This is a genomic window from Priestia megaterium (assembly GCF_041941685.1).
Taxonomy (GTDB): domain Bacteria; phylum Bacillota; class Bacilli; order Bacillales; family Bacillaceae_H; genus Priestia; species Priestia megaterium_C.
In genome coordinates, this window is record NZ_CP130958.1 from 2,028,850 (window position 1) to 2,047,386 (window position 18,537).

General features: G+C 37.8%; 21 protein-coding genes and 2 pseudogenes. 16 read left to right on the plus strand and 7 right to left on the minus strand.

Annotation, left to right across the window (positions count from 1 at the left end; genetic code table 11):
• Positions 1-249: 249 nt before the first annotated feature.
• Both Q5794_RS10400 and zwf read left to right on the plus strand, forming a co-directional pair.
• Positions 250-1,161 (plus strand): AEC family transporter, encoded by a 912-nt coding sequence (locus tag Q5794_RS10400; protein WP_025752008.1) that lies wholly within the window; start codon positions 250-252, stop codon positions 1,159-1,161.
• A 125-nt stretch (positions 1,162-1,286) separates the two neighbouring features.
• Positions 1,287-2,785, plus strand: a pseudogene (gene zwf / locus Q5794_RS10405) (glucose-6-phosphate dehydrogenase).
• 146 nt (positions 2,786-2,931) lie between these two features.
• Here zwf and Q5794_RS10410 read toward each other — a convergent pair.
• Positions 2,932-3,600 carry a GntR family transcriptional regulator gene (locus tag Q5794_RS10410; protein ID WP_192997194.1) on the minus strand — a complete coding sequence of 223 codons (669 nt, stop codon included), beginning with the start codon at positions 3,598-3,600 and terminating at the stop codon, positions 2,932-2,934.
• Positions 3,601-3,808: 208 nt separating this feature from the next.
• Between Q5794_RS10410 and Q5794_RS10415 the strand changes: the two genes are divergently transcribed.
• The 3 genes from Q5794_RS10415 to Q5794_RS10425 all read left to right on the plus strand — a co-directional run bounded on the left by Q5794_RS10415 (position 3,809) and on the right by Q5794_RS10425 (position 6,471).
• Entirely contained in the window at positions 3,809-4,864 is a 1,056-nt protein-coding gene (locus Q5794_RS10415) for a tartrate dehydrogenase (protein ID WP_214987193.1), read from the plus strand.
• Positions 4,865-4,973: 109 nt separating this feature from the next.
• Positions 4,974-5,135: a hypothetical protein gene (locus Q5794_RS10420; RefSeq protein ID WP_214987219.1), complete on the plus strand. Its 162-nt coding sequence runs from the start codon at positions 4,974-4,976 to the stop codon at positions 5,133-5,135.
• A 124-nt stretch (positions 5,136-5,259) separates the two neighbouring features.
• The gene (locus Q5794_RS10425) at positions 5,260-6,471 is read left to right on the plus strand and encodes an MFS transporter (protein ID WP_192997196.1); all 1,212 of its coding nucleotides are present in this window, start codon (positions 5,260-5,262) and stop codon (positions 6,469-6,471) included.
• 124 nt (positions 6,472-6,595) lie between these two features.
• Here Q5794_RS10425 and Q5794_RS10430 read toward each other — a convergent pair whose 3' ends face one another.
• Positions 6,596-6,919: a helix-turn-helix domain-containing protein gene (locus Q5794_RS10430; protein ID WP_014460492.1), complete on the minus strand. Its 324-nt coding sequence runs from the start codon at positions 6,917-6,919 to the stop codon at positions 6,596-6,598.
• Positions 6,920-7,274: 355 nt separating this feature from the next.
• On the opposite strand from Q5794_RS10430, the gene Q5794_RS10435 reads away from it, so the two are divergent.
• The 3 genes and pseudogenes from Q5794_RS10435 (at position 7,275) to Q5794_RS10445 (ending at position 10,383) form a co-directional block, all read left to right on the plus strand.
• Entirely contained in the window at positions 7,275-8,024 is a 750-nt protein-coding gene (locus tag Q5794_RS10435; protein WP_214987192.1) for a GTP cyclohydrolase II, read from the plus strand.
• Positions 8,021-9,111: pseudogene (gene ribD / locus Q5794_RS10440) on the plus strand (bifunctional diaminohydroxyphosphoribosylaminopyrimidine deaminase/5-amino-6-(5-phosphoribosylamino)uracil reductase RibD). The gene Q5794_RS10435 and the pseudogene ribD overlap by 4 nt, the downstream one beginning before the upstream one ends.
• 396 nt (positions 9,112-9,507) lie before the next feature.
• Positions 9,508-10,383: a helix-turn-helix domain-containing protein gene (locus Q5794_RS10445; RefSeq protein ID WP_014460489.1), complete on the plus strand. Its 876-nt coding sequence runs from the start codon at positions 9,508-9,510 to the stop codon at positions 10,381-10,383.
• A 303-nt stretch (positions 10,384-10,686) separates the two neighbouring features.
• Here Q5794_RS10445 and Q5794_RS10450 read toward each other — a convergent pair whose 3' ends face one another.
• Together Q5794_RS10450 and Q5794_RS10455 are read right to left on the minus strand one after the other, a co-directional pair.
• Complete coding sequence (locus Q5794_RS10450; protein ID WP_013056671.1) at positions 10,687-10,833, minus strand: hypothetical protein; 147 nt, start codon at positions 10,831-10,833, stop codon at positions 10,687-10,689.
• Between the two features lie 12 nt (positions 10,834-10,845).
• The gene (locus tag Q5794_RS10455; protein ID WP_013082820.1) at positions 10,846-11,070 is read right to left on the minus strand and encodes a DUF3892 domain-containing protein; all 225 of its coding nucleotides are present in this window, start codon (positions 11,068-11,070) and stop codon (positions 10,846-10,848) included.
• Positions 11,071-11,174: 104 nt separating this feature from the next.
• Between Q5794_RS10455 and Q5794_RS10460 the strand changes: the two genes are divergently transcribed.
• The 4 genes from Q5794_RS10460 (at position 11,175) to Q5794_RS10475 (ending at position 13,474) form a co-directional block, all read left to right on the plus strand.
• Positions 11,175-11,855: a class I SAM-dependent methyltransferase gene (locus Q5794_RS10460; protein WP_374989072.1), complete on the plus strand. Its 681-nt coding sequence runs from the start codon at positions 11,175-11,177 to the stop codon at positions 11,853-11,855.
• A gap of 65 nt (positions 11,856-11,920) precedes the next feature.
• Positions 11,921-12,049: a YuzL family protein gene (locus Q5794_RS10465; RefSeq protein WP_013056674.1), complete on the plus strand. Its 129-nt coding sequence runs from the start codon at positions 11,921-11,923 to the stop codon at positions 12,047-12,049.
• Positions 12,050-12,424: 375 nt separating this feature from the next.
• Complete coding sequence (locus tag Q5794_RS10470; RefSeq protein WP_057243870.1) at positions 12,425-12,694, plus strand: CD3324 family protein; 270 nt, start codon at positions 12,425-12,427, stop codon at positions 12,692-12,694.
• A 135-nt stretch (positions 12,695-12,829) separates the two neighbouring features.
• A complete protein-coding gene (locus tag Q5794_RS10475; RefSeq protein ID WP_192997199.1) occupies positions 12,830-13,474 on the plus strand; it encodes a FusB/FusC family EF-G-binding protein in 645 nt (214 codons plus the stop codon).
• Between the two features lie 75 nt (positions 13,475-13,549).
• On the opposite strand, the gene Q5794_RS10480 is transcribed toward Q5794_RS10475, so the two are convergent.
• Positions 13,550-14,392: a sulfurtransferase gene (locus Q5794_RS10480; RefSeq protein ID WP_374989073.1), complete on the minus strand. Its 843-nt coding sequence runs from the start codon at positions 14,390-14,392 to the stop codon at positions 13,550-13,552.
• Between the two features lie 245 nt (positions 14,393-14,637).
• Here Q5794_RS10480 and Q5794_RS10485 point away from each other — a divergent pair, with 245 nt between their 5' ends.
• Both Q5794_RS10485 and Q5794_RS10490 read left to right on the plus strand, forming a co-directional pair.
• A complete protein-coding gene (locus Q5794_RS10485; RefSeq protein ID WP_116072793.1) occupies positions 14,638-15,387 on the plus strand; it encodes a Cof-type HAD-IIB family hydrolase in 750 nt (249 codons plus the stop codon).
• Between the two features lie 122 nt (positions 15,388-15,509).
• The gene (locus Q5794_RS10490) at positions 15,510-16,205 is read left to right on the plus strand and encodes a peptidoglycan-binding protein (protein WP_129708433.1); all 696 of its coding nucleotides are present in this window, start codon (positions 15,510-15,512) and stop codon (positions 16,203-16,205) included.
• Between the two features lie 123 nt (positions 16,206-16,328).
• Here the strand turns inward: Q5794_RS10490 and Q5794_RS10495 are convergent, their stop codons facing one another.
• Both Q5794_RS10495 and Q5794_RS10500 read right to left on the minus strand, forming a co-directional pair.
• A complete protein-coding gene (locus Q5794_RS10495) occupies positions 16,329-16,493 on the minus strand; it encodes a hypothetical protein (RefSeq protein ID WP_013056680.1) in 165 nt (54 codons plus the stop codon).
• Positions 16,494-16,957: 464 nt separating this feature from the next.
• The gene (locus Q5794_RS10500) at positions 16,958-17,689 is read right to left on the minus strand and encodes a polysaccharide deacetylase family protein (protein ID WP_192997202.1); all 732 of its coding nucleotides are present in this window, start codon (positions 17,687-17,689) and stop codon (positions 16,958-16,960) included.
• A gap of 160 nt (positions 17,690-17,849) precedes the next feature.
• Between Q5794_RS10500 and Q5794_RS10505 the strand changes: the two genes are divergently transcribed.
• Positions 17,850-18,260, plus strand: coding sequence for a hypothetical protein (locus Q5794_RS10505; protein WP_028408813.1), 411 nt, complete (start codon positions 17,850-17,852; stop codon positions 18,258-18,260).
• An 84-nt stretch (positions 18,261-18,344) separates the two neighbouring features.
• Positions 18,345-18,533, plus strand: a complete 189-nt coding sequence (locus Q5794_RS10510) for a hypothetical protein (RefSeq protein ID WP_014460480.1) — start codon at positions 18,345-18,347, stop codon at positions 18,531-18,533.
• Positions 18,534-18,537: the final 4 nt, after the last annotated feature.

Genomic DNA, 18,537 nt, shown 5'->3' on the forward strand with positions numbered 1-18,537 from the left:
ATTCCATAAAAAAGAAAAATGTCCTGTTTTAAAATCAGTTTGGAGGAAAGTTTTTTCATTTGTTTCTAAGCTGTTTTTGTCTAACAAACAGGTAAACTGCATCCAATTCTCTAGTTTCTTTTTAAGCTGCTTATATTATAATGAAAAAAGGATTAAAAAAGACAGGGTAAAACAATCGATTAAATAAGTATAAAAGATATGAAGAACGTTTCTATAAAACGTTATCTTAGAGGGCAAGGGAGTAGGTCTATGAGCAGCTTTAACAGTCAGTTTTTGTATTCCGTTACAATCATTCTATTAGGATACATACTAAAAAGAACAAACCTCCTTCAGCAAAAAGACGGGGAAGCTTTAGCAAGAATTATTTTTAATATTACAATGCCTTGCTTAATTATTGTCACATTCAGCAGTATTAAAATTGATGGATCGCTTATTTTACTATTAGTTATTGGAATTGTCTATGGCTTGCTGTTAGCTGCGGTAGGAATTTTTGTTTTTCGAAAAGATGAAAGAAAAGTGAAAGGCATGCTGACGATGATGATTCCAGGGTTTAATATTGGAATGTTTGCTTATCCGTTAGTAGAAGGCATTTGGGGAAAAGAAGGGCTTAAATATTTTGGTATGTTTGATGTCGGAAATGCCTTTGTTATTTTTGTTTTATGCTATGTGATTGGCAGCTACTACTCAGGAGATGATATTGACATTGAATTTAAAAAGATTTTATACAAAGTATTAAAATCGATGCCGCTTCTTACCTACGTAATCATTTGTCTTCTTGCGATTATAGGCATTCATTTACCATCATATGTATTAGACGTTTCAGGCATTATCTCTAAAGCTAATATGCCGCTTTCTCTTTTGCTTTTAGGCGTATATTTAAATTTTTCGTTCCAAAAAAGCTACTTGAAAAAAATTATTATGTTTTTAAGTATCCGCTACGTAATCGGACTCGGCGTAGGAATTGCGCTGTTTTTCCTGCTTCCATTTGAAGATATGTTCCGGTATACAATCTTAGTTTGCTTCATTCTACCAGTAGCGGGGTCAGTTTTACCTTATGCAGTAGAATTCAAATACGATCAAAAATTTGTCGGCACCGTTTCAAACATGACGATTCTGCTGAGCTTTTTGCTGCTGTGGGGAATGACAAACATTTTAATGTAAATAACTGAGGACGCTCGCACTTGTGAGCGTCCTTTTTGATGAAACAAGGATATTCCCAAATAAACAGAGGTAAGCTAGGAGAAGAGAAAATCCATCATACATACAACCTGACGGGAGGAAAAAAAGTGGAGTCCTTAACTTTTGTTTTATTTGGCGCAACGGGTGATTTAGCAAAAAGAAAAATCTTTCCCGCTCTTTATAATTTATTTACAGACAAAAAGCTCCCTGATGCTATTTCTATTATTGGATCAGGGTACGAGCAGATGTCTCATGAGGATTTTAAAGAGCGTGTAAAGCAATCTATAAACGATTTTTCGAGACGGAAAATGGAAAGTAACGAAGAAGATTTTTTGTCCCTTTTTCATTATCAAGCAGTAGACGCAAGCAAAACAGAAGATTACGAACAGCTGCTAAAACTTGTGAATGAGCAAGAAACAACTCATGGAAGTAAAGGAAATCGTTTGTTTTATTTGTCCGTAGCACCCGAATACTTCGATGTAATTGCTCTGCATATAAAAAAAGCGGCTTGGATCAAAACAGCGGCTGGAAGCGTCTTATGATTGAAAAGCCGTTTGGACATGATCTTGTTTCAGCAAGAGAGCTTAATGAAAAGCTAAGCAGTACGTTTAAAGAAGAAGAAATTTATCGAATTGATCATTATTTAGGTAAACCGATGGTGCAAAATTTAGAAGCGCTTGAATTTACGAACCCCGTGCTGCAATCGCTGTGGAATAACAAACACATTGCGAATGTCCAAATTACGGCAAGTGAAACAGTCGGTGTTGAAAATCGTGCAGGGTATTATGATCATACGGGGGCCATACGCGACATGATTCAAAATCATATGCTGCAGGTTCTCATGATGACAGCTATGCATCTTCCAAAACGAATTTGCTCAGAAAACATTTTAGAAGAAAAGCAAAAAGTAATGGAGTCACTGAGGAAAATTCAAGCGAAAGAAGTAGCTCGCGATGTTGTACGAGGGCAATACGGAAGCGGAGAAATCGATCACAAATCTGTTAGAGGATACAAAGAAGAGCCTGGCGTAGAAGCAGACTCTAAAAATGATACGTTTGTGGCAGCACGTTTATGGATTGATAATCCATTTTGGAAAGGCGTTCCTTTTTATATTCGAACGGGCAAACGAATGAAAGAAAAATCAACTCGTATCGTCGTAGAATTTAAAGATTCTTTAAAAGGTCTGTACGAAACTCCTTATGACAAAGTAGCACCAAACTTATTTATTATTGAAATTAGTCCAAGCGAAAACGTCGCTTTACAGCTTAACAGCAAAAACCCATTAAAAAATGGTGTTATTGAGCCGGTTCGTATTACGTTTTCAAGAGAAGAAGAAAGTGTACCGGAAGCATATGAACGAATCATTTATGACGCATTAATCGGTGACTCTACATTTTTTGCTCATTGGAAAGAAGTAGAGCTATCTTGGCAGTGGGTGCAGCCTGTATTAGATGCATTTGAGGCTGACATGCTGCCGCTTTATGAATATCCATCGGGTTCACAAGGTCCTGAAGAAGCCCAGAAATTAGTTGCACAAGAAGGCTTTAAGTGGTGGCTCGATGACGATGAGCATGGGGAAGCACCTGGAGTGTTTTTGCCTATTTAAAAAAAGAGGCTAGGACAAAATTTTTTTCGTTGAAGAAAGATCCGAACGATAAACTGAGATTCTTGATGGAGAATCTCGATTCATCGTTCGGATTTTTTTATGTATCTCATTTGTTCGTCTTTGGATTGAATGAATTTAGTTATGTCTCAATCTCTTTTGGTGTTTAATCGTTTTTGTAAATGAACAAGATCATGATGTAAATGTTTTTGCATATGTTCAACAGCTTTTAAACTGCGTTTTTTCATAAAGGTGAACACTTGCTGATGCTCATCTAAAATCTCAGCAGCGCGTCCTTTACCTTTAAAATTAAGCACTCGACAAAAATAAATCAATACATTTACGCTATCGAGCTGTTTTTTTAAATGTTTATTATGACTGTATTGAAGAATCAGCTGATGAAAATGTTCATTTAGCTCAATAAGTCGAGAATCCTCGGCTCCTTGTTTTATTTCCTCAGCGGTTCTGTCTAACAGCTGCTCAATGAAAAGAAGCTCTTCATCAGAAGCGCGAGTAATACACAGCTTAATGGCTAAAGACTCTAAAGCCGTACGAATTTGATAAATTTCTTCTACGTCTTCAGGAGACAGGGAATAAACAATAAAGCCTGTTTTTTGATCTGCAACTAAAAGGCCGTCTTTTTCTAATAAACGCATTGCTTCTCTTATGGGAGAGCGGCTAACCCCAAATGCTTTAGCTAGCTGGGTTTCATTGATTCGCTGGCCCGGTTTATATTCACCGTTCACAATCATTTGCTTAATTTTTTCATAAAATTGAAGATAGTATGGTAACGGCTTATGTAAATCAAAATTGTTCATTGATATACCTCGTTTATTTATAATCATTTATTTCCTAATTATAATACGCTTGTTCATAAGAGTCATAATAATTTTGAATTTTTGAAGAGAATGAATATATTCAGAATTTTCTTGATGAAAGTGTTGTTTTTACGTATAATCAAATAGATAATATCGGTCGACGGTCGACCGATAGGTTTTTTACATAAAAGACGCAGGGGGATTTTTGATGAAAACGTTAAAAATAGCGAACATACCAGGAGATGGAGTAGGAAAAGAAGTTGTGCCGGAGGCGGTTAGAGTCCTTCGTACGATTGCAGATCTTCACGGGGGATTAAAATTTGAATTTACAGAATTTCCTTGGAGCTGTGATTATTATTTGAAGTACGGACAGATGATGCCAGAAGATGGGCTAAAGCAGCTTCAACACTTTGACGGAATTTTTTTAGGAGCTGTAGGAAATTTAAATCTTGTGCCAGATCACGTGTCGCTATGGGGTCTGCTCATTAAGATTCGTCGAGAATTTCAGCAGGTAATTAATATTCGTCCAGCCAAGAGGTTAAAAGGCATCGCATCTCCACTAACGAACCCAAAAGAGTTTGATTTAATTGTTGTTCGTGAAAATAGTGAAGGAGAATACAGTGAAGTAGGAGGCCGAATTTATCAAGGAGAAGATCAAATTTCTATTCAAAATGCGGTTTTTTCTCGAAAAGGAACAGAACGAGCAATGCGCTACGCCTTTGAATTAGCTTCTAAAAGAAAAGCAAAAGTTACAAGCGCAACGAAGTCAAATGGAATTGTTCATTCCATGCCGTTTTGGGACGAAGTGTTTCAAGATGTTGCAAAGAGTTATCCTCATATTGAAACAGACACACAGCACATCGATGCGCTGGCGGCTTTTTTCGTTACAAATCCAAGTCGTTTTGATGTAATTGTGGCAAGCAATTTATTTGGAGATATTTTAACAGATATCGGAGCTGCTGTTATGGGAAGTATTGGCGTTGCTCCTGCTGCAAATATTAATGTGAACGGAAAATATCCTTCGATGTTTGAACCGGTACACGGGTCTGCTCCTGATATTGTCGGAAAAGGAATTGCAAACCCAATCGGACAGATTTGGACAGCAAAAATGATGTTGGATCATTTTGGTGAACAAGAATTAGGCAGTCATTTGTTAGAGGTTATTGAACAAGTGACGGAATCGGGCATCATTACACCAGATGTTGGAGGCAGCGCAACTACTAGTGAAGTAACGGATCAAATTATTTCTCATTTAAAGAAGTGAAGGTTCTAAAAGAGGCTAGGACAAAAAAATATTAGACGAAGTGAAAAACGAACCATGAATCAAAGTGTTTGATTCATGGTTTTTTTTGTGGTAAACGTAGGTTTCATGTGTGTTGGTCTTTCTAGCAGTTGATTGGAGGCAAGGCGAAGACTCCTGCGTGAAAAGCGAAGCAGGTGAGACCCCACAGGAGCGTATGCGACGAGGAGGCTCAGCGCTCGCCCGCGGAAAGCGAAGTCTTGCACGGAAATCAAAATCGATAAATACATGTTGACACTTACATATATGGATCCTATAATAGTTTGAGTTGATATAATTCGTATACATATTATTACTAGACTGTGTTTTAGTTTGTGTTAATAAATCGATACGAATAAACAAATAAAAGGAGGAAACTCATGCAGAAATCGAAATTATGGACAAAAGATTTTTTAGCGGTCTCACTGACCAGCTTTTTTGTTTTTGTCATTTTTTATATGTTAACTGTCACATTGCCTCTGTTTGCAACGGATGAACTTCATGCAAGTAAACAAAGCCTAGGGCTAATTGTGACAATTTTTTTAGTGTCCGGTATTGTGTTCAGACCGCTAGCCGGTAAGTGGATGACAACATTAGGACAAAAGAAAGTACTATTAATAGGTGTCTTTATCTTTTTAATTGGTTCTATTTTATATATGAACATTCACTCATTATCTGCGCTGCTGCTGCTGCGTGTGCTTCATGGTATTGGTTTTGGAATGAGCACAACTGCTACAGGAGCAATCGTTGCAAATGTAATCCCAGAACAGAGAAAAGGAGAAGGGATGGGGTACTATGCGACGTTCATGAACTTAGCGATGGTAGTAGGTCCGTTTGTAGGCTTAACGTTAACAAATACTTTGAGTCATACAGCGGTCTTTACCGTTGCGGTTGTATCTTCTGTTTTAGCAGTATTATGTAGTCTAGTACTTCGTGTACCTGAGGTGCAACCAGCTTCTTCTGCAACAAATGAAATACAGCCAGCCAAAGGTCTTGCGGAGTTTTTTGAATACCGCTCGCTGCCTATTTCTGTTGCAGGCCTTGTGGTAGCTTTTTCATATGCAAGTGTTATTTCGTTTGTGTCTATTTATGCAAAAGAAATGGGCTTTACGCAAGCTTCAAGCTTTTTCTTTGTTGTATATGCAGTGTGCCTGTTGGCTTCTAGACCTTTTACAGGAAAATGGTTTGATCAATACGGAGAAAACAGCGTGGTATATCCGTCCATTTTATCTTTAGCTATCGGTATCTTTTTGCTTAGCCAAGCGACAACAAGCTGGGTGTTTTTATTAGCTGGAGCATTGATTGGATTAGGCTTTGGAACGATTACATCAAGTTTTCAATCCATTGCTGTAAAAAAAGCTTCTCCTCATCGCCGAGGTGTCGCCACGGCTACGTTTTTTGTGTTTTTTGACTCTGGAATGGGCTTAGGGTCCTTTTTATTAGGCATTTTATCCACAGCAGCCGGATATAAAGGAATGTATGTATTCTGTTCCATTATTGCTCTTTTAGCTATAGCAGTATATCTTGTATTGCACGGCCGAAAAAGCCAGAAACAGCGTATTATTTCTCGAAATGAATCATTAGGAAAATAACATAAATAAAAAAAGGCGTGCTCAAGGGGAGCGTGCCTTTTTTATTTATGGAGCTCTAAAGAAAACGAAAACGGCTGTGAGCATATCGATATAGAAGCCCTCCTGATTTCTTTAGAGATTTCTTTTATTCCACTTCTTCTTTTGTAATCCACTCACTGGACCATGTCTGAATTTCCTGAATTACCGGCGCTAGTGCTAATCCTTTGTCGGATAATGAATACTCGATTCGAACTGGAGTTTCCGGAATAACCGTACGAATGACGATTCCTTCATGCTCTAATTCTTTTAAGCGCTCGGATAAGAGCCTTCCGCTTACTGGAAGTGCTTCTTGCATTTGAGAAAACCGCTGTGAGCCGGAAAGCAGCTGAAAAATGATCAAACTCGTCCAACGTTTCGTTAGTATAGTAACAGCCTTTTCAAAACGTGGGCAGAGTGCTAAACCGTCCATGTTATTACCTCCATTCTCTTCCTATATTATAAAACAAAGTCAGTATTTTATCTAGTGTTATGTAATTTAATTACTTAAATATTATAAATTACTTTACGTACTTATATTTTGATTATATAATTTATATAATTATAAAAGTTAATTACCAAAAGTAACAAAAGGAACATAAAAGCTTTACAAGATAAATGTATCGTCATATAATACTTTATGCAAGTAAACCTACTTACTTTTAGTAAGCTGGTAAACCAATTTAAAAAAATAAATGTTGTGAAGTGCTAAAAAACAGTTGCTCATGTGAGAAATTGAGCAAAACTTGAAAATGGTAGGTAAGTGAGAAGATACGTAAGAGGAGGAAATGACTGTGATTAACCAAAAAGTTGTTTCAATTTTAAAAGATAAAATTAACGTAGTAAAAAATGAAGACCATTTTATTTATATAGTAGGACCTATTACGCTTCCTGTGAATCTGGATGGTGAGACACAAGTATTTAGTTGGTATTCATGGTTGCGTTCTGATAATGTAAAAGAAGGATCTTTAAGTACGGAAGAGCTTATTGGAAAAATGCAAGGAGCTAATTTAGCTGACATGCAGCAATCTAGTGTTCTTGTGTACGGAGATTTTCAAGAATCGCATGAGGCACTCATTCGTATGCACAGTATCTGCCATACGGGAGATATATTCGGAAGCAAACGCTGCGACTGCGGTTTTCAATTAAAACAATCAATGAAAATGATCGTCGAAAATGGGAGCGGAGCGCTATTTTATTTAGCAAATCATGAAGGACGCGGCATTGGCCTATTCAGCAAAGCAATGGCATACGTTCTTCAAGAAAACGGATTTGATACGGTAGAAGCGAATGAAGGGTTAGGATTTGAAGATGATACTCGCAGCTATAGTGATGCCATCAGCGTGTTAAAAGTGCTGCGCCAAAAACCGGTTACGCTGATTACCAATAATCCCAAAAAGCTAATCGCGCTTGAGAAAAACGGCGCACTTTTATCAGGGCGCGTTCCACTTTGGGGAGATGTATCGCAGTTTAATGAAAAGTATTTGGATACTAAAGTTAAACGTTCAGGACATTTAAAAGAGGAGGTTCTTCTTTGATCAATCACGAATTTTATATGAATATAGCTTTACAAAACGCAAAAGCAACAAAAGGACAAACAGAGCCAAATCCGCTTGTAGGATCGGTTATTGTAAACGATAATCGAATCGTTGGAATTGGTACGCATTTAAAAGCTGGCGAACCGCACGCTGAAATTCACGCGCTGCGAATGGCTGGCGAACAAGCAAAAGGAGCGACTGCTTACGTAACGCTAGAGCCTTGTTCACACCACGGACGTACAGGTCCTTGTGCTGAAGCGCTAGTTGAATCCGGTGTAAAAAAAGTGGTGATAGCAACTTTAGACCCTAATCCTTTAGTAGCAGGTAATGGAGTTAAAATTTTAGAAACCGCAGGCATTGAGGTCATAACAGGTGTATGTGAAGAAGAGTCACGTCAAATGAATGAGGTCTTCAATAAGTATATTGTAACGAAGAAGCCGTTTGTTTCATTAAAGTCAGCGATTACGTTAGACGGTAAAATAGCAACTGCTTCTTCTCACAGCAAGTGGATTACTTCTGAGGAAGCTCGTTTGGATGTACATCAGCTGCGTAACGAAACAGCGGGTATCTTAGTAGGGGTGAACACGGTCATTAAGGACAACCCCGAGCTGACAACTCGCATTGAAGGCGGCCGCAGCCCAATTCGTATTGTGATGGATTCAAAGTTGCGTATGCCGCTTGAATCTAAGCTAGCAACGGATTCTTTAGCTCCAACGTGGGTATTTACAAGTCAGGGCTATTCAAAAGAAAAAAAGAACAGCTCGAAAAGCAAGGCGTCGAAGTATTTGTTACAAGCGGTGAGGACAAAGTAAATCTTGAAGATATGCTTTCTATACTAGGTGAGAAATTTGTGTCGTCTCTTTTAATTGAAGGAGGGGGCGAAGTTAATGCCGCATTCCTGGAAAATCGTTTAATTGATAAATTGGTGCTGTATATGGCTCCAAAGCTTTCAGGAGGAAAAGAAGCTCCTACTTTCCTAGAAGGAAAAGGCGTAGAGAAAATGTGGGACGCAGTGGACGTGGAGCGTCTTTCTGTGACGTCAATCGGCAAAGACTTTAAATTTGTTGGATATCCTGTTTATAAATAAAAATGTGAATGAGGATGGAACAAAAATATGTTAGTTGAAGGAAGATCCGAACGATTTATCGTTCGGATTTTTTGCTGTTATGGTGAACATAGGTTTCATGTATGCAGGTGTTTTTAGCGGTGTAACAAAGTGATCTATATTAGCTTATTCATCCTATTTGTTCGTCTGTAGATTGGATTGATTTCGTTATGTCTCAATCTCATTTTTTGGTGGGATTTTTTAGAGAAGAGAAATCATACACTATTTTACTCTTATAGATTAATTTGCTATTATAGGGAATGGTCAATTTCGAAACATTGTATAAATTTTTAACGTGTTTACAGTTGACTATCTAAATAAAATCACTATATGTTTATAGAGAGAATATATTATGTGAAAGTAAGGGTGAGAAAAGAGATGAGAGAGTATAGAATTGGGAGTGTTATGAGAGACCTTCGCAAAATGGCAGGGTTGACACAACAAGAATTATCAAGAGACATTTGTACACAAGCGCAAATCAGCAAAATTGAAAACGGTGAAGAATATCCATCAAGCATTACCCTCTATAAAATTTCTAAGCGCCTTGGCGTAGATGTTAACTACTTTTTTGATAGTGTAGAATCACCTCGACTTGATTACGTAGATGCGGTTCAATCGTTAATTCGTCAATATATTCGTCAGAGAGATTATGATGCTATTCATAATATCATTGTAAAAGAAAAAGAAAGTCCTCTGTTTCAAAATCCGCTGAACAAGCAATTTTTAATGTGGCACGAAGGTATTTGCGTGTATTACATTCATCATAATAAAGAAGATGCGCTGTCTAAAATGTACCAAGCGATCGAGCTTACTAAGCAATCGGCAACGTTTTATAAAGAAAGAGAAATTGAAATTTTAAATAGCATTGGAATTATTCTTTATGAAGAGAAAGAGTATGAACAGGCTCTAGATACATATCAAACAGCACTCAAAAGCTTAAATGAGCTGCCCCAAACAAAAGACGAAAATATAAAAATTAGAATTTTAAATGCACTTGCCAAAACGCTTGGAGATATGAGTAACTATGATGAATCATTAATATATAGCAACCGAGGAATCGATTTGTGCATTAGTAATGAATCAATGTATTTATTTGGAGAACTTCATTACCAAGCAGGAGAGAGCCTAATCAAATTAGGTAAAATTGAACAAGGTAAAGAATATATGGAAAAGTCTATGACCATTTTCACCCTGCAACGAAATGAGCGATTCGTCAAGCTAGTAGAAAAAGAACTTGAAGCTCTATTTGTTTAAAATATTCCTATCATTATAATTTTTGAGAAATTTCTATCAAAATGGAGGAAATCCGTGGTTTTAAGGGGATAAATACTGATAGAAAGGAATTCATCTACTTTTATCCTGTGATACACTAGAGTCAAATCAAAGAAAGAGGAGGAAATAATTATGAAAAAAGTATTAGTCGGTATGGCATTAGCGTTTACATTAGTAGCAGGTGTTGCTTCAGTTGGAACAAGCGTAGCAACAGGAGATTTTTCAACATTAGGTCTTCCAAGCCAACATTAATAAAAAAAGCCGTGCTTCTTAGCACGGCTTTTTTTATTGTGTTTTACTTGACTGATCTTTGTTGCGTTTGTTTCCCTTTGAATTATCCCCGCTTGAAATCTCTTCACCCATTTCAACAAGATGGTGCTGCGTTTTTGGGTTACTTTGATTAGCGCTTCCTTTATTATTCTTTTTTGTCATATTCATTCTCCTTTAAAATGATGGCAATGCATCTAAGTTATTTGTTTTGTCATGGTCAGGAATACTGCGAATATACGTACCGCCGTCTTTCCCTACAAAGGTACTCACATGCTCAACGTCTCCCGCTTCTACTTTCTTTAACGCTTCTTCATAGGTTAAAACAGCTCCTGAAGCAGTTTGAAATTCTAGCAGGTCACCGTCTGCATTTTTACGTACCGCAACGAAACGTTCTTTCATACAAATAAACACCTTCCTTTACATCTATATGGTTGCTGAAATAGTCGTTTTTATTCATTGCAAAAAGTGATAAGGTAAAGAAAAGAGTGCAAAGGGGATAAAAAATGACAACATTTAATTGGCATGATCAAGCTCAAGACGAGTGGAACCAAAAAGTATCATTTTGGAATAGCCGAAGTGAAGAAATGTGGAAAAACGGAAGTCGGAAAACAGTTATTCCATTTATTCAAAAACATCTTAAAAAAGGCGCTTTGCTAGCAGACGTCGGCTGTGGTGATGGGTTTGGGACGTCTCTTCTAGCCGCTTCTGGATATAAAGCAATCGGTCTTGATTTATCAGAAGAAATGGTTCAAAAAGCATCTGAACTGCATAAAAGTGAAAATGTGTCGTTCGCTCAAGCTGATATTATGAAGCTCCCGCTGTCTTCTGAATCAGTAGAAGGGGTTATGGTAATCAACGCCCTAGAATGGACGGAGCACCCGCGATTAGCTCTGAAGGAATTGCACCGAGTTGTAAAACCAGGAGGATATGCATGTGTAGGTATTCTTGGACCAACTGCTCAGCCTCGTACCAATAGTTTTCGACGATTATACGGTGAAGACGTTATTTGCAATACGATGATGCCGTGGGAATTTGAACAGCTTGCAAAAGAAAATGGATGGGAAGTAATCGATGGCGAAGGTGTATATAAGCGAAATGTTACAGGTAAGCTGATTGGACAGCTCCCAAACGAATTAAAGCAAGCCTTAACGTTTCTATGGTTATTTATGCTTAAGAAACAATAAAAACAGCACACCTCTCCTTATATGTAGCTGTACAAAGGGTACACTACAAACTGGAGGTGAGTGACATGAGTAAAATTAAAAAAGACCGCTCAAAATCAGAACTAGGTTCACCAAATGTAGAAGGACAAGGGACGACCACTTCTGAACAAGGTGTTCAAAGCAGTTCAGCTAACAAAAAGCAGAAGCGTTCATAACAAAAATAAAACGAACGTGCAGGAGGAACAGCGAGCTCCCTGCACGTTCGTTTTATTTATGGTGTCATCTTTATAAGTAAGAAGGTGTTGTGTGCAAGATTATAGATAGCTTATAATAAAATCTGAGCCAATAATTGTAATTTTATACAAGCTTGGTTTACAGTCGATGTAAAGTGGAGGTGTAATAAATGGTAAATAAAAGATGTTTACCGGATACTGCAGCGTCTCATGCAAAGCCTGATATTAGAAAGGCGATACTTTGCATGGGATGGACGGTTTAGTAATAGACATCGCCTAACCGCGCATATCTCATTTCTAATATATACGGCTTTGCCCCTTATTGTATAAGCAAAACCACATAAGGAGCTGGCAGAAATGACGTATGTAAAAGCAACAAATATTTTACCTGAAGAGCTGATTAGTGAAATTCAAAAATACATTCAAGGAGAAACCATTTATATTCCAAAGCCGCAGAAGGCAAAAAGAAAATGGGGAACTTGCTCTGGTGGAAGAAAGTTGATTGACGAGCGAAACGAACGGATTAAGAATTTGTTTAAAAAAGGAACTTCAATTGAGGAACTAGCCCGTGAATACTTTTTGTCAACCGAAACCATCAAAAAAATTGTATATAAAAAGCAACGATAGAAATCAAGCGCTGGCAACTGAATGCCCGCGCTTTTTTAGGTATAGTTTATTTCTGATTTATTTTTTACATTTCATAAAAGGAATCCGTACGGTAAAGTAAAAAGTAGCTGATTAAATGAAGAAGGAGTGAAGAACGTGGAAGCGTTTATAAGAAATGATCAATATAACTTTATCAAAAGCCAAACGCAAATCCTTATCAATGGGCATGGAACAGTAAACAATTCTGATGTGCTGCAGGCTTTAAAAGCTCTTGCAAAAGAAAAAGTATTAAATGTGTTTGATGTTCTTAGCGAGGAACAGGAAGAATTACTGCTGTCAGTTGCTGAAGTTAGAAATAAGGAGCAAGCAGAGGTGTTTTTAGAAACGATAAAGCCTTACGTGATTCCATTTAAATCTTTTACAGAAGCTGGCGTGAAAAAGTTGTTTCCAAAAGTGAAAAAGTTAAAAGTCCCTTCTGCTGATAGCATTGATCTAACGAGCATTTCCTATGTTAGCTGGATCGATAAAGGCTCAAACAGAAAGTTTATCGTAGCGCAGGAGCCGTATACCCAGATGTTAAAAGGTATTCAAGGAACGTTTAAACCTATCAATCAGAAAGGAATATGCACGCTTTGCCACAGCTACGAGGAAGTCGGTATGTTCACTGCTGAAATCAAAGGAACTGTTCAAGGGACATTTACACAACGAGGAAATTATATTTGTCAAGATAGCGAAGCATGTAATCAAAATCTGCTTACCTTAGAGCGGCTTCATGATTTTATGTTAAGGCTCAGTAAATAACATGCGGCTAATAAGAAGAATACAAAAAGAGAAGGTTCAGCCTCTATACTTTTGGTGAGACTGAGCCTTCTTTGTCTATCTGTTTTTCTCGATTGGATTGTCACGATAGCTAATCCAATCGCTCCAGCTGCCGGTATATAATTTTACATTTGGAAAACCTGCTGATTTTAAAGCTAAAACGTTCGGGCAAGCAGATACACCCGATCCGCAGTATACAATGATTTCAGCGTGAGAATCAATAGCTGAAAACATTTCCTTCCACTCTTTATCTGTTTTCCATAAACCTTCTGAAGTTAACACATCTTGCCAGAAAGAATGAATGGCCCCTGGGATATGTCCTGCTACAAAATCAATGGATTCTTCTAAGCCGAGATATCTCCTTTTTTCACGAGAGTCGATAAGAACAACATTAGGGTTATGAAGGTTCTTTTTTACGTATTCAACTTCTGCAAGTCCCCAATCTTGTTGAACGAAAGGTACAAACGTTTGAGGAGAACCTTCTGGTACGTTCTTCGTTATTTCATATCCCGATTGCTTCCAGTTATTAAAACCTCCATTTAAAATTTGTACGTCTTCAATTCCTATATATCGCAGTAGCCACCATGCTCTTGAAGCCATCATTCCGTTCTGTTCATCATAAACGACGACTTTTGAATCAGCATTAATTCCTAAGCTGCCGAGCTTTTGAGCTAGCTTTTGAACGTCAGGCAGCGGGTGCCTTCCTCCGTGCAAAGTAGCCACAGAAGACAGATCTTTTTCTAAATCCAAATAATGAGCATTCGGGAGGTGCTCATTTTGATAAGCGTTTGCGCCTGCCTCAGAATTCCCAAGGGTAAATCGGCAGTCAAGCAACACAATGGAGTGTTGGGGTTGCTGTAATGCAGTATGTAAGTCATCTGGTGAAATAATAGTATTCATAGCATTCACATCCTTTTACCAAAATTCTAGTTGAAATAACTAAAAATGAAAAGCGTTATATGTAAATTACGGCAAAGCTATTTTGTTTTCCTTCAATTATTCCCCGTAGAATAATTGCCCATTTTAACACTTATCTGATGCAGAGCGAAATGCTCCTGTGCTACAGTTATAATAAGAGTTACATAGTGTAAGTCAAATGCTCAGCGTAATGTCATACCTACTATTGAAGAGAAGGAGAGAGAAAGATGCAAACAAATGAAAAGAAAGAATTTAAACTGATCGCACTAGATATGGATGGAACGCTGCTGAACAATCAGCAAGAAATTTCTAAAGAAAATCGTGAGGCCATTGCTAAAGCCCAAGAACAGGGTGTTCATGTGGTGCTAAGCACGGGGCGATCTCTTTTAACATGCCGTGAATATGCGCAGTCTCTTCAGCTATCTTCTTACCTTATTACAGTAAACGGAAGTGAAATTTGGGATGAATCTGGAGAGCTTGTAGAACGAAAATTAATTGATGCTTCTTACATCGAGAAGATGTGGAATTTAACGCAAGAGCATAAGCTTAACTTTTGGGCTGTGACTACGGATAAAGTATGGAGAGACGAATTTCCAGAAGATATTGCCTCACAGGAATGGCTGAAGTTTGGCTACGATATTCCAGATGATGCTTTACGAGAAGAAGTGCTGAAACAAATAGCAGGCATTTCAGATTTTGAAATTAGCAACTCTAGTTTAACGAATCTAGAAATTAATGCACTTGGTATTAACAAAGCAAAAGGGATCATGACTGTATGTGAACGTTTGGGCATTTCAATGGATGAAGTCATTGCCATGGGAGACAGCTTAAATGATATGGCTATGATTGAAGCGGCAGGGTGTGGAATCGCCATGGGAAATGCTCAGGAAGCTGTAAAAGAAGCAGCGGACTGGGTGACAGATACAAATGTCAATAACGGAGTAGCGAAGGCTATCAGCCACTGGGTGCTGAAATAACAGCAGCTCTACATGTTGCACAACTTAACTACTTCCCGTATAAACTGATACTGGATGCCTCCCTTAGAGTTCGTCTTATACGTATATATAAGGAGAAGCCATCTAGTTAAGAAGTGGGGAGTATGAGTGATTTATCATTAGACAAGCTGTTACAAAAAGCAGAAAATAAGTTACAAGATGTACATGAAATAGTGCAAGAAAAAGCGTACGAGCTCATTGGGCAAGCATATAAAGAAAGCATATTTGTTAGTATCACTGAAGGATTTAGATCGATAGAGCATCAGCACAAACTATATTCACAAGGCCGAACAACACCAGGAAGTATTGTGACTAATGCCAAAGGCGGCTATTCTTATCATAATTATGGACTAGCTTTTGACATTGCGCTGCTTGATAACGACGGAAAAGTTGACTGGACCATTGATCGAAGATGGAACAAAGCGGGAGAGATAGGAAAAAGGATTGGGTTGGAATGGGGAGGAGATTGGACAAGCTTAAAAGATTACCCTCATTTTCAATATACATTCGGTTTATCTTTGTCGGAGCTTCGAAGTGGAAAAGTACCTAAAAAACAGACGCCAAAGGCTTCAAGCATGTTAATTAAATACGGAGATCGAGGAAATCACGTACAGTTAATTCAGCGTATGCTTATTCACTTAGGTTATTCTCTTTTTGGAGGCGCAGACGGTATATTCGGGTCTTCCACTTTCAAAGCGGTAAAAGCTTTTCAACAAGCACTTTATCTGCAGGTAGATGGAATAGTTGGACCGAAGACACTCGAAAAACTCTACAATAATTTTAATAAAACTATGTTCTAAATAACCATAAAAAACCGATAACGAGAAAAGGAAGAAAAGAGATGGATGGAAATCGTCTCCCTTCTTCCTTTTCTGTAGTTATAGTAGAAAAACTGAAATTTATAAAGAAATAAAAAGGATTTTCTAAGCGTAAGAAACGTTCACGTGATCTAACTGGATAACATTGCTCAACAACACGATATCTTTATATATTTCACTTTTTACAGAGGCGTTTGAACAGTTTTGATAGTCTTTCAACAAGCGGCCAAGTTCTTTAATAAATAACAACGTCTCTTGTTCATTAATCATAGTCAAAACTCCTTGTTTAGAAATGAATCCAGGTCATTATATAGGAATTCTATCATATCTATACGCACCTGTTGACAAAAAAAGTTTGTCAATTTTTTTGTGAGAAGAAGAAATTTAGGGATATGTGGAATGTGTTCGACTCTCTCATTTTATATATATGCAGCTTGTCTAAAAATATGAGAGTAGTTATAGTAATATTTACTCCTAATCATGCAACTTAAAACCTATTTTAGAGGTTATCCGTAAATTCCCTCTATTGTAGAGCGATGGAACAAAAAAAGAATGCCTCTTTTTGTATCTTTAGTATGATAACGTTTTGAAGAAATAAGGCATATTTTTGAGTTTTAAGATGGATTTGAATTAGATCTTTTGACACGCTCTTTTTGTAGGAGAGGCATATTTACTTTCTATCAAGGGAAATCGTAAAGCTCCAAAGAGTTTCTAAATCAGAAACTCTTTGGAGCTTAATTTTTTGGATAAGGGATGTGCAAAAGTTCTGGGACGGTCACAAAATCATATCCTTCTTGCTTAAGTCTAGGAATGATGGTATCCAGCGACTTTGCGGTGTTAGAAAGGTCCATGGTCCAATGGCCGCCGTCGTGCATCAAAACAATTGTTCCGGCGTGCATGTTCTTAAATACATTTTTGGTGATTTCTGTTTCTGGGATTTGCTTCCAGTCCAATGAATCAGAAGACCAGTTAATCGCATAGACATTTTCATTTGGCAGCTCGTTGATCATTTCTTGCGTTAAATTTCCATATGGAGGACGAAACAGCTGTGTTTCAAAACCGGTAATGTTTTTAATAATAGCCTGAGTTTTGGCAATTTCCCAGTGAAACTTTTCAGTAGATTCCTTTAGTAAATTGGGGTGCCAATAGGTATGAATCCCAACAGCATGACCTTCAGCTACCATTCTTTTCACCAGCTCAGGATGTTCGTGAGCTTTTGCCCCAATAAGAAAAAAGGTTGCTTTAATACCATGCTTTTTCAATTGATCCAATACATGTGGAGTAAAGCGCGGATCCGGTCCATCATCAAATGTTAGGGCGGTTTGCTTTAGTTGGTTATTACCTTGATAAAGCAAACGGTCACGCACTTCTACATTTTTTACTTGTTCCGCTTTACATAGTGCAGGAAGGGCTCCATTAAATAAGAAGCACAGTGTAAAAAGCAGTATGCTAATTCTTCGTATCATGTACATGCACGCTCCTTTCTAGGGCAAAGTATAACGTTATGATACCCGATTAAAAATTTTGTATGAAACTGAATTTCCCTTTTGTGTCAAAACGTATGATATGCATGAAACAGCGTACTATAATAAACAGTTACTATTAGGTGAAGAAAGGAAAAAGCAGATGAAAAAAATAATGATTGCCGTAGCATTGATTTTTTCGCTAAGTTTATCTCCCTTAGCTGAATATATTTCCTATCATGATGACTATAACGTAAGTGCAAGGTCGTATCGTTCGGGGAAGCGGTCCTTTAATAGACAGCCAAGCGTTAGACAAAATGAGCCGAGGTCTAATTTTTCAAACCGCAGAAATGGAACTGTAAATCGGGGCGTTACCCGTTCAAAACGAGGAGGATTCGCCCGTGGACTGCTTTATGGCGGCCTGGCAGGGATGTTATTTGGCGGTTTGCTTGGTCATATGGGTGCACTGGGCGGGATTTTTGGGTTGTTAATTAATATTTTAGCTATTGTGCTTATAATTAATTTAATTCTGCGTTTATTCCGCCCTTCTCGTCGCGACAATAATTGGAGGTAGACCGTAATTGCTGTCATAAACTAATAAGAAAGCTCCATATAAATAAGAAAACGCTTTCTATAGTTAATCGAAAGGATGAAACGTATGTCAGCAAACAGACAGCGCAGCAAATACCTGGCGTTTTGCACAGAATGCGGTCTCCCAAACAGGTTAACATTGTTTCTTTTAAGACAGTACGTTGCGACAGACGAATATAGCGGATTTTATTGTGGGAATTGCGGAATTCGAAACGAATTTCCAGATTCGGTCATTGAATATATTAAAGAACTGTAAAACA

Excerpts from the sequence above, each read along its gene's own strand:
- Q5794_RS10510 (WP_014460480.1), top strand. The coding sequence starts at position 18,345 with ATGTCAGCAAACAGACAGCGCAGCAAATACCTGGCGTTTTGCACAGAA.
- Q5794_RS10495 (WP_013056680.1), bottom strand. The coding sequence starts at position 16,493 with ATGATTAATGAACAAGAGACGTTGTTATTTATTAAAGAACTTGGCCGC.
- Q5794_RS10400 (WP_025752008.1), top strand. The coding sequence starts at position 250 with ATGAGCAGCTTTAACAGTCAGTTTTTGTATTCCGTTACAATCATTCTA.
- Q5794_RS10430 (WP_014460492.1), bottom strand. The coding sequence starts at position 6,919 with ATGGACGGTTTAGCACTCTGCCCACGTTTTGAAAAGGCTGTTACTATA.
- Q5794_RS10505 (WP_028408813.1), top strand. The coding sequence starts at position 17,850 with ATGAAAAAAATAATGATTGCCGTAGCATTGATTTTTTCGCTAAGTTTA.
- Q5794_RS10445 (WP_014460489.1), top strand. The coding sequence starts at position 9,508 with ATGAGAGAGTATAGAATTGGGAGTGTTATGAGAGACCTTCGCAAAATG.
- Q5794_RS10435 (WP_214987192.1), top strand. The coding sequence starts at position 7,275 with ATGACTGTGATTAACCAAAAAGTTGTTTCAATTTTAAAAGATAAAATT.
- Q5794_RS10450 (WP_013056671.1), bottom strand. The coding sequence starts at position 10,833 with ATGACAAAAAAGAATAATAAAGGAAGCGCTAATCAAAGTAACCCAAAA.
- Q5794_RS10490 (WP_129708433.1), top strand. The coding sequence starts at position 15,510 with ATGAGTGATTTATCATTAGACAAGCTGTTACAAAAAGCAGAAAATAAG.
- Q5794_RS10415 (WP_214987193.1), top strand. The coding sequence starts at position 3,809 with ATGAAAACGTTAAAAATAGCGAACATACCAGGAGATGGAGTAGGAAAA.
- Q5794_RS10485 (WP_116072793.1), top strand. The coding sequence starts at position 14,638 with ATGCAAACAAATGAAAAGAAAGAATTTAAACTGATCGCACTAGATATG.
- Q5794_RS10460 (WP_374989072.1), top strand. The coding sequence starts at position 11,175 with ATGACAACATTTAATTGGCATGATCAAGCTCAAGACGAGTGGAACCAA.
- Q5794_RS10470 (WP_057243870.1), top strand. The coding sequence starts at position 12,425 with ATGACGTATGTAAAAGCAACAAATATTTTACCTGAAGAGCTGATTAGT.
- Q5794_RS10465 (WP_013056674.1), top strand. The coding sequence starts at position 11,921 with ATGAGTAAAATTAAAAAAGACCGCTCAAAATCAGAACTAGGTTCACCA.
- Q5794_RS10500 (WP_192997202.1), bottom strand. The coding sequence starts at position 17,689 with ATGATACGAAGAATTAGCATACTGCTTTTTACACTGTGCTTCTTATTT.
- Q5794_RS10455 (WP_013082820.1), bottom strand. The coding sequence starts at position 11,070 with ATGAAAGAACGTTTCGTTGCGGTACGTAAAAATGCAGACGGTGACCTG.
- Q5794_RS10410 (WP_192997194.1), bottom strand. The coding sequence starts at position 3,600 with ATGAACAATTTTGATTTACATAAGCCGTTACCATACTATCTTCAATTT.
- Q5794_RS10425 (WP_192997196.1), top strand. The coding sequence starts at position 5,260 with ATGCAGAAATCGAAATTATGGACAAAAGATTTTTTAGCGGTCTCACTG.
- Q5794_RS10480 (WP_374989073.1), bottom strand. The coding sequence starts at position 14,392 with ATGAATACTATTATTTCACCAGATGACTTACATACTGCATTACAGCAA.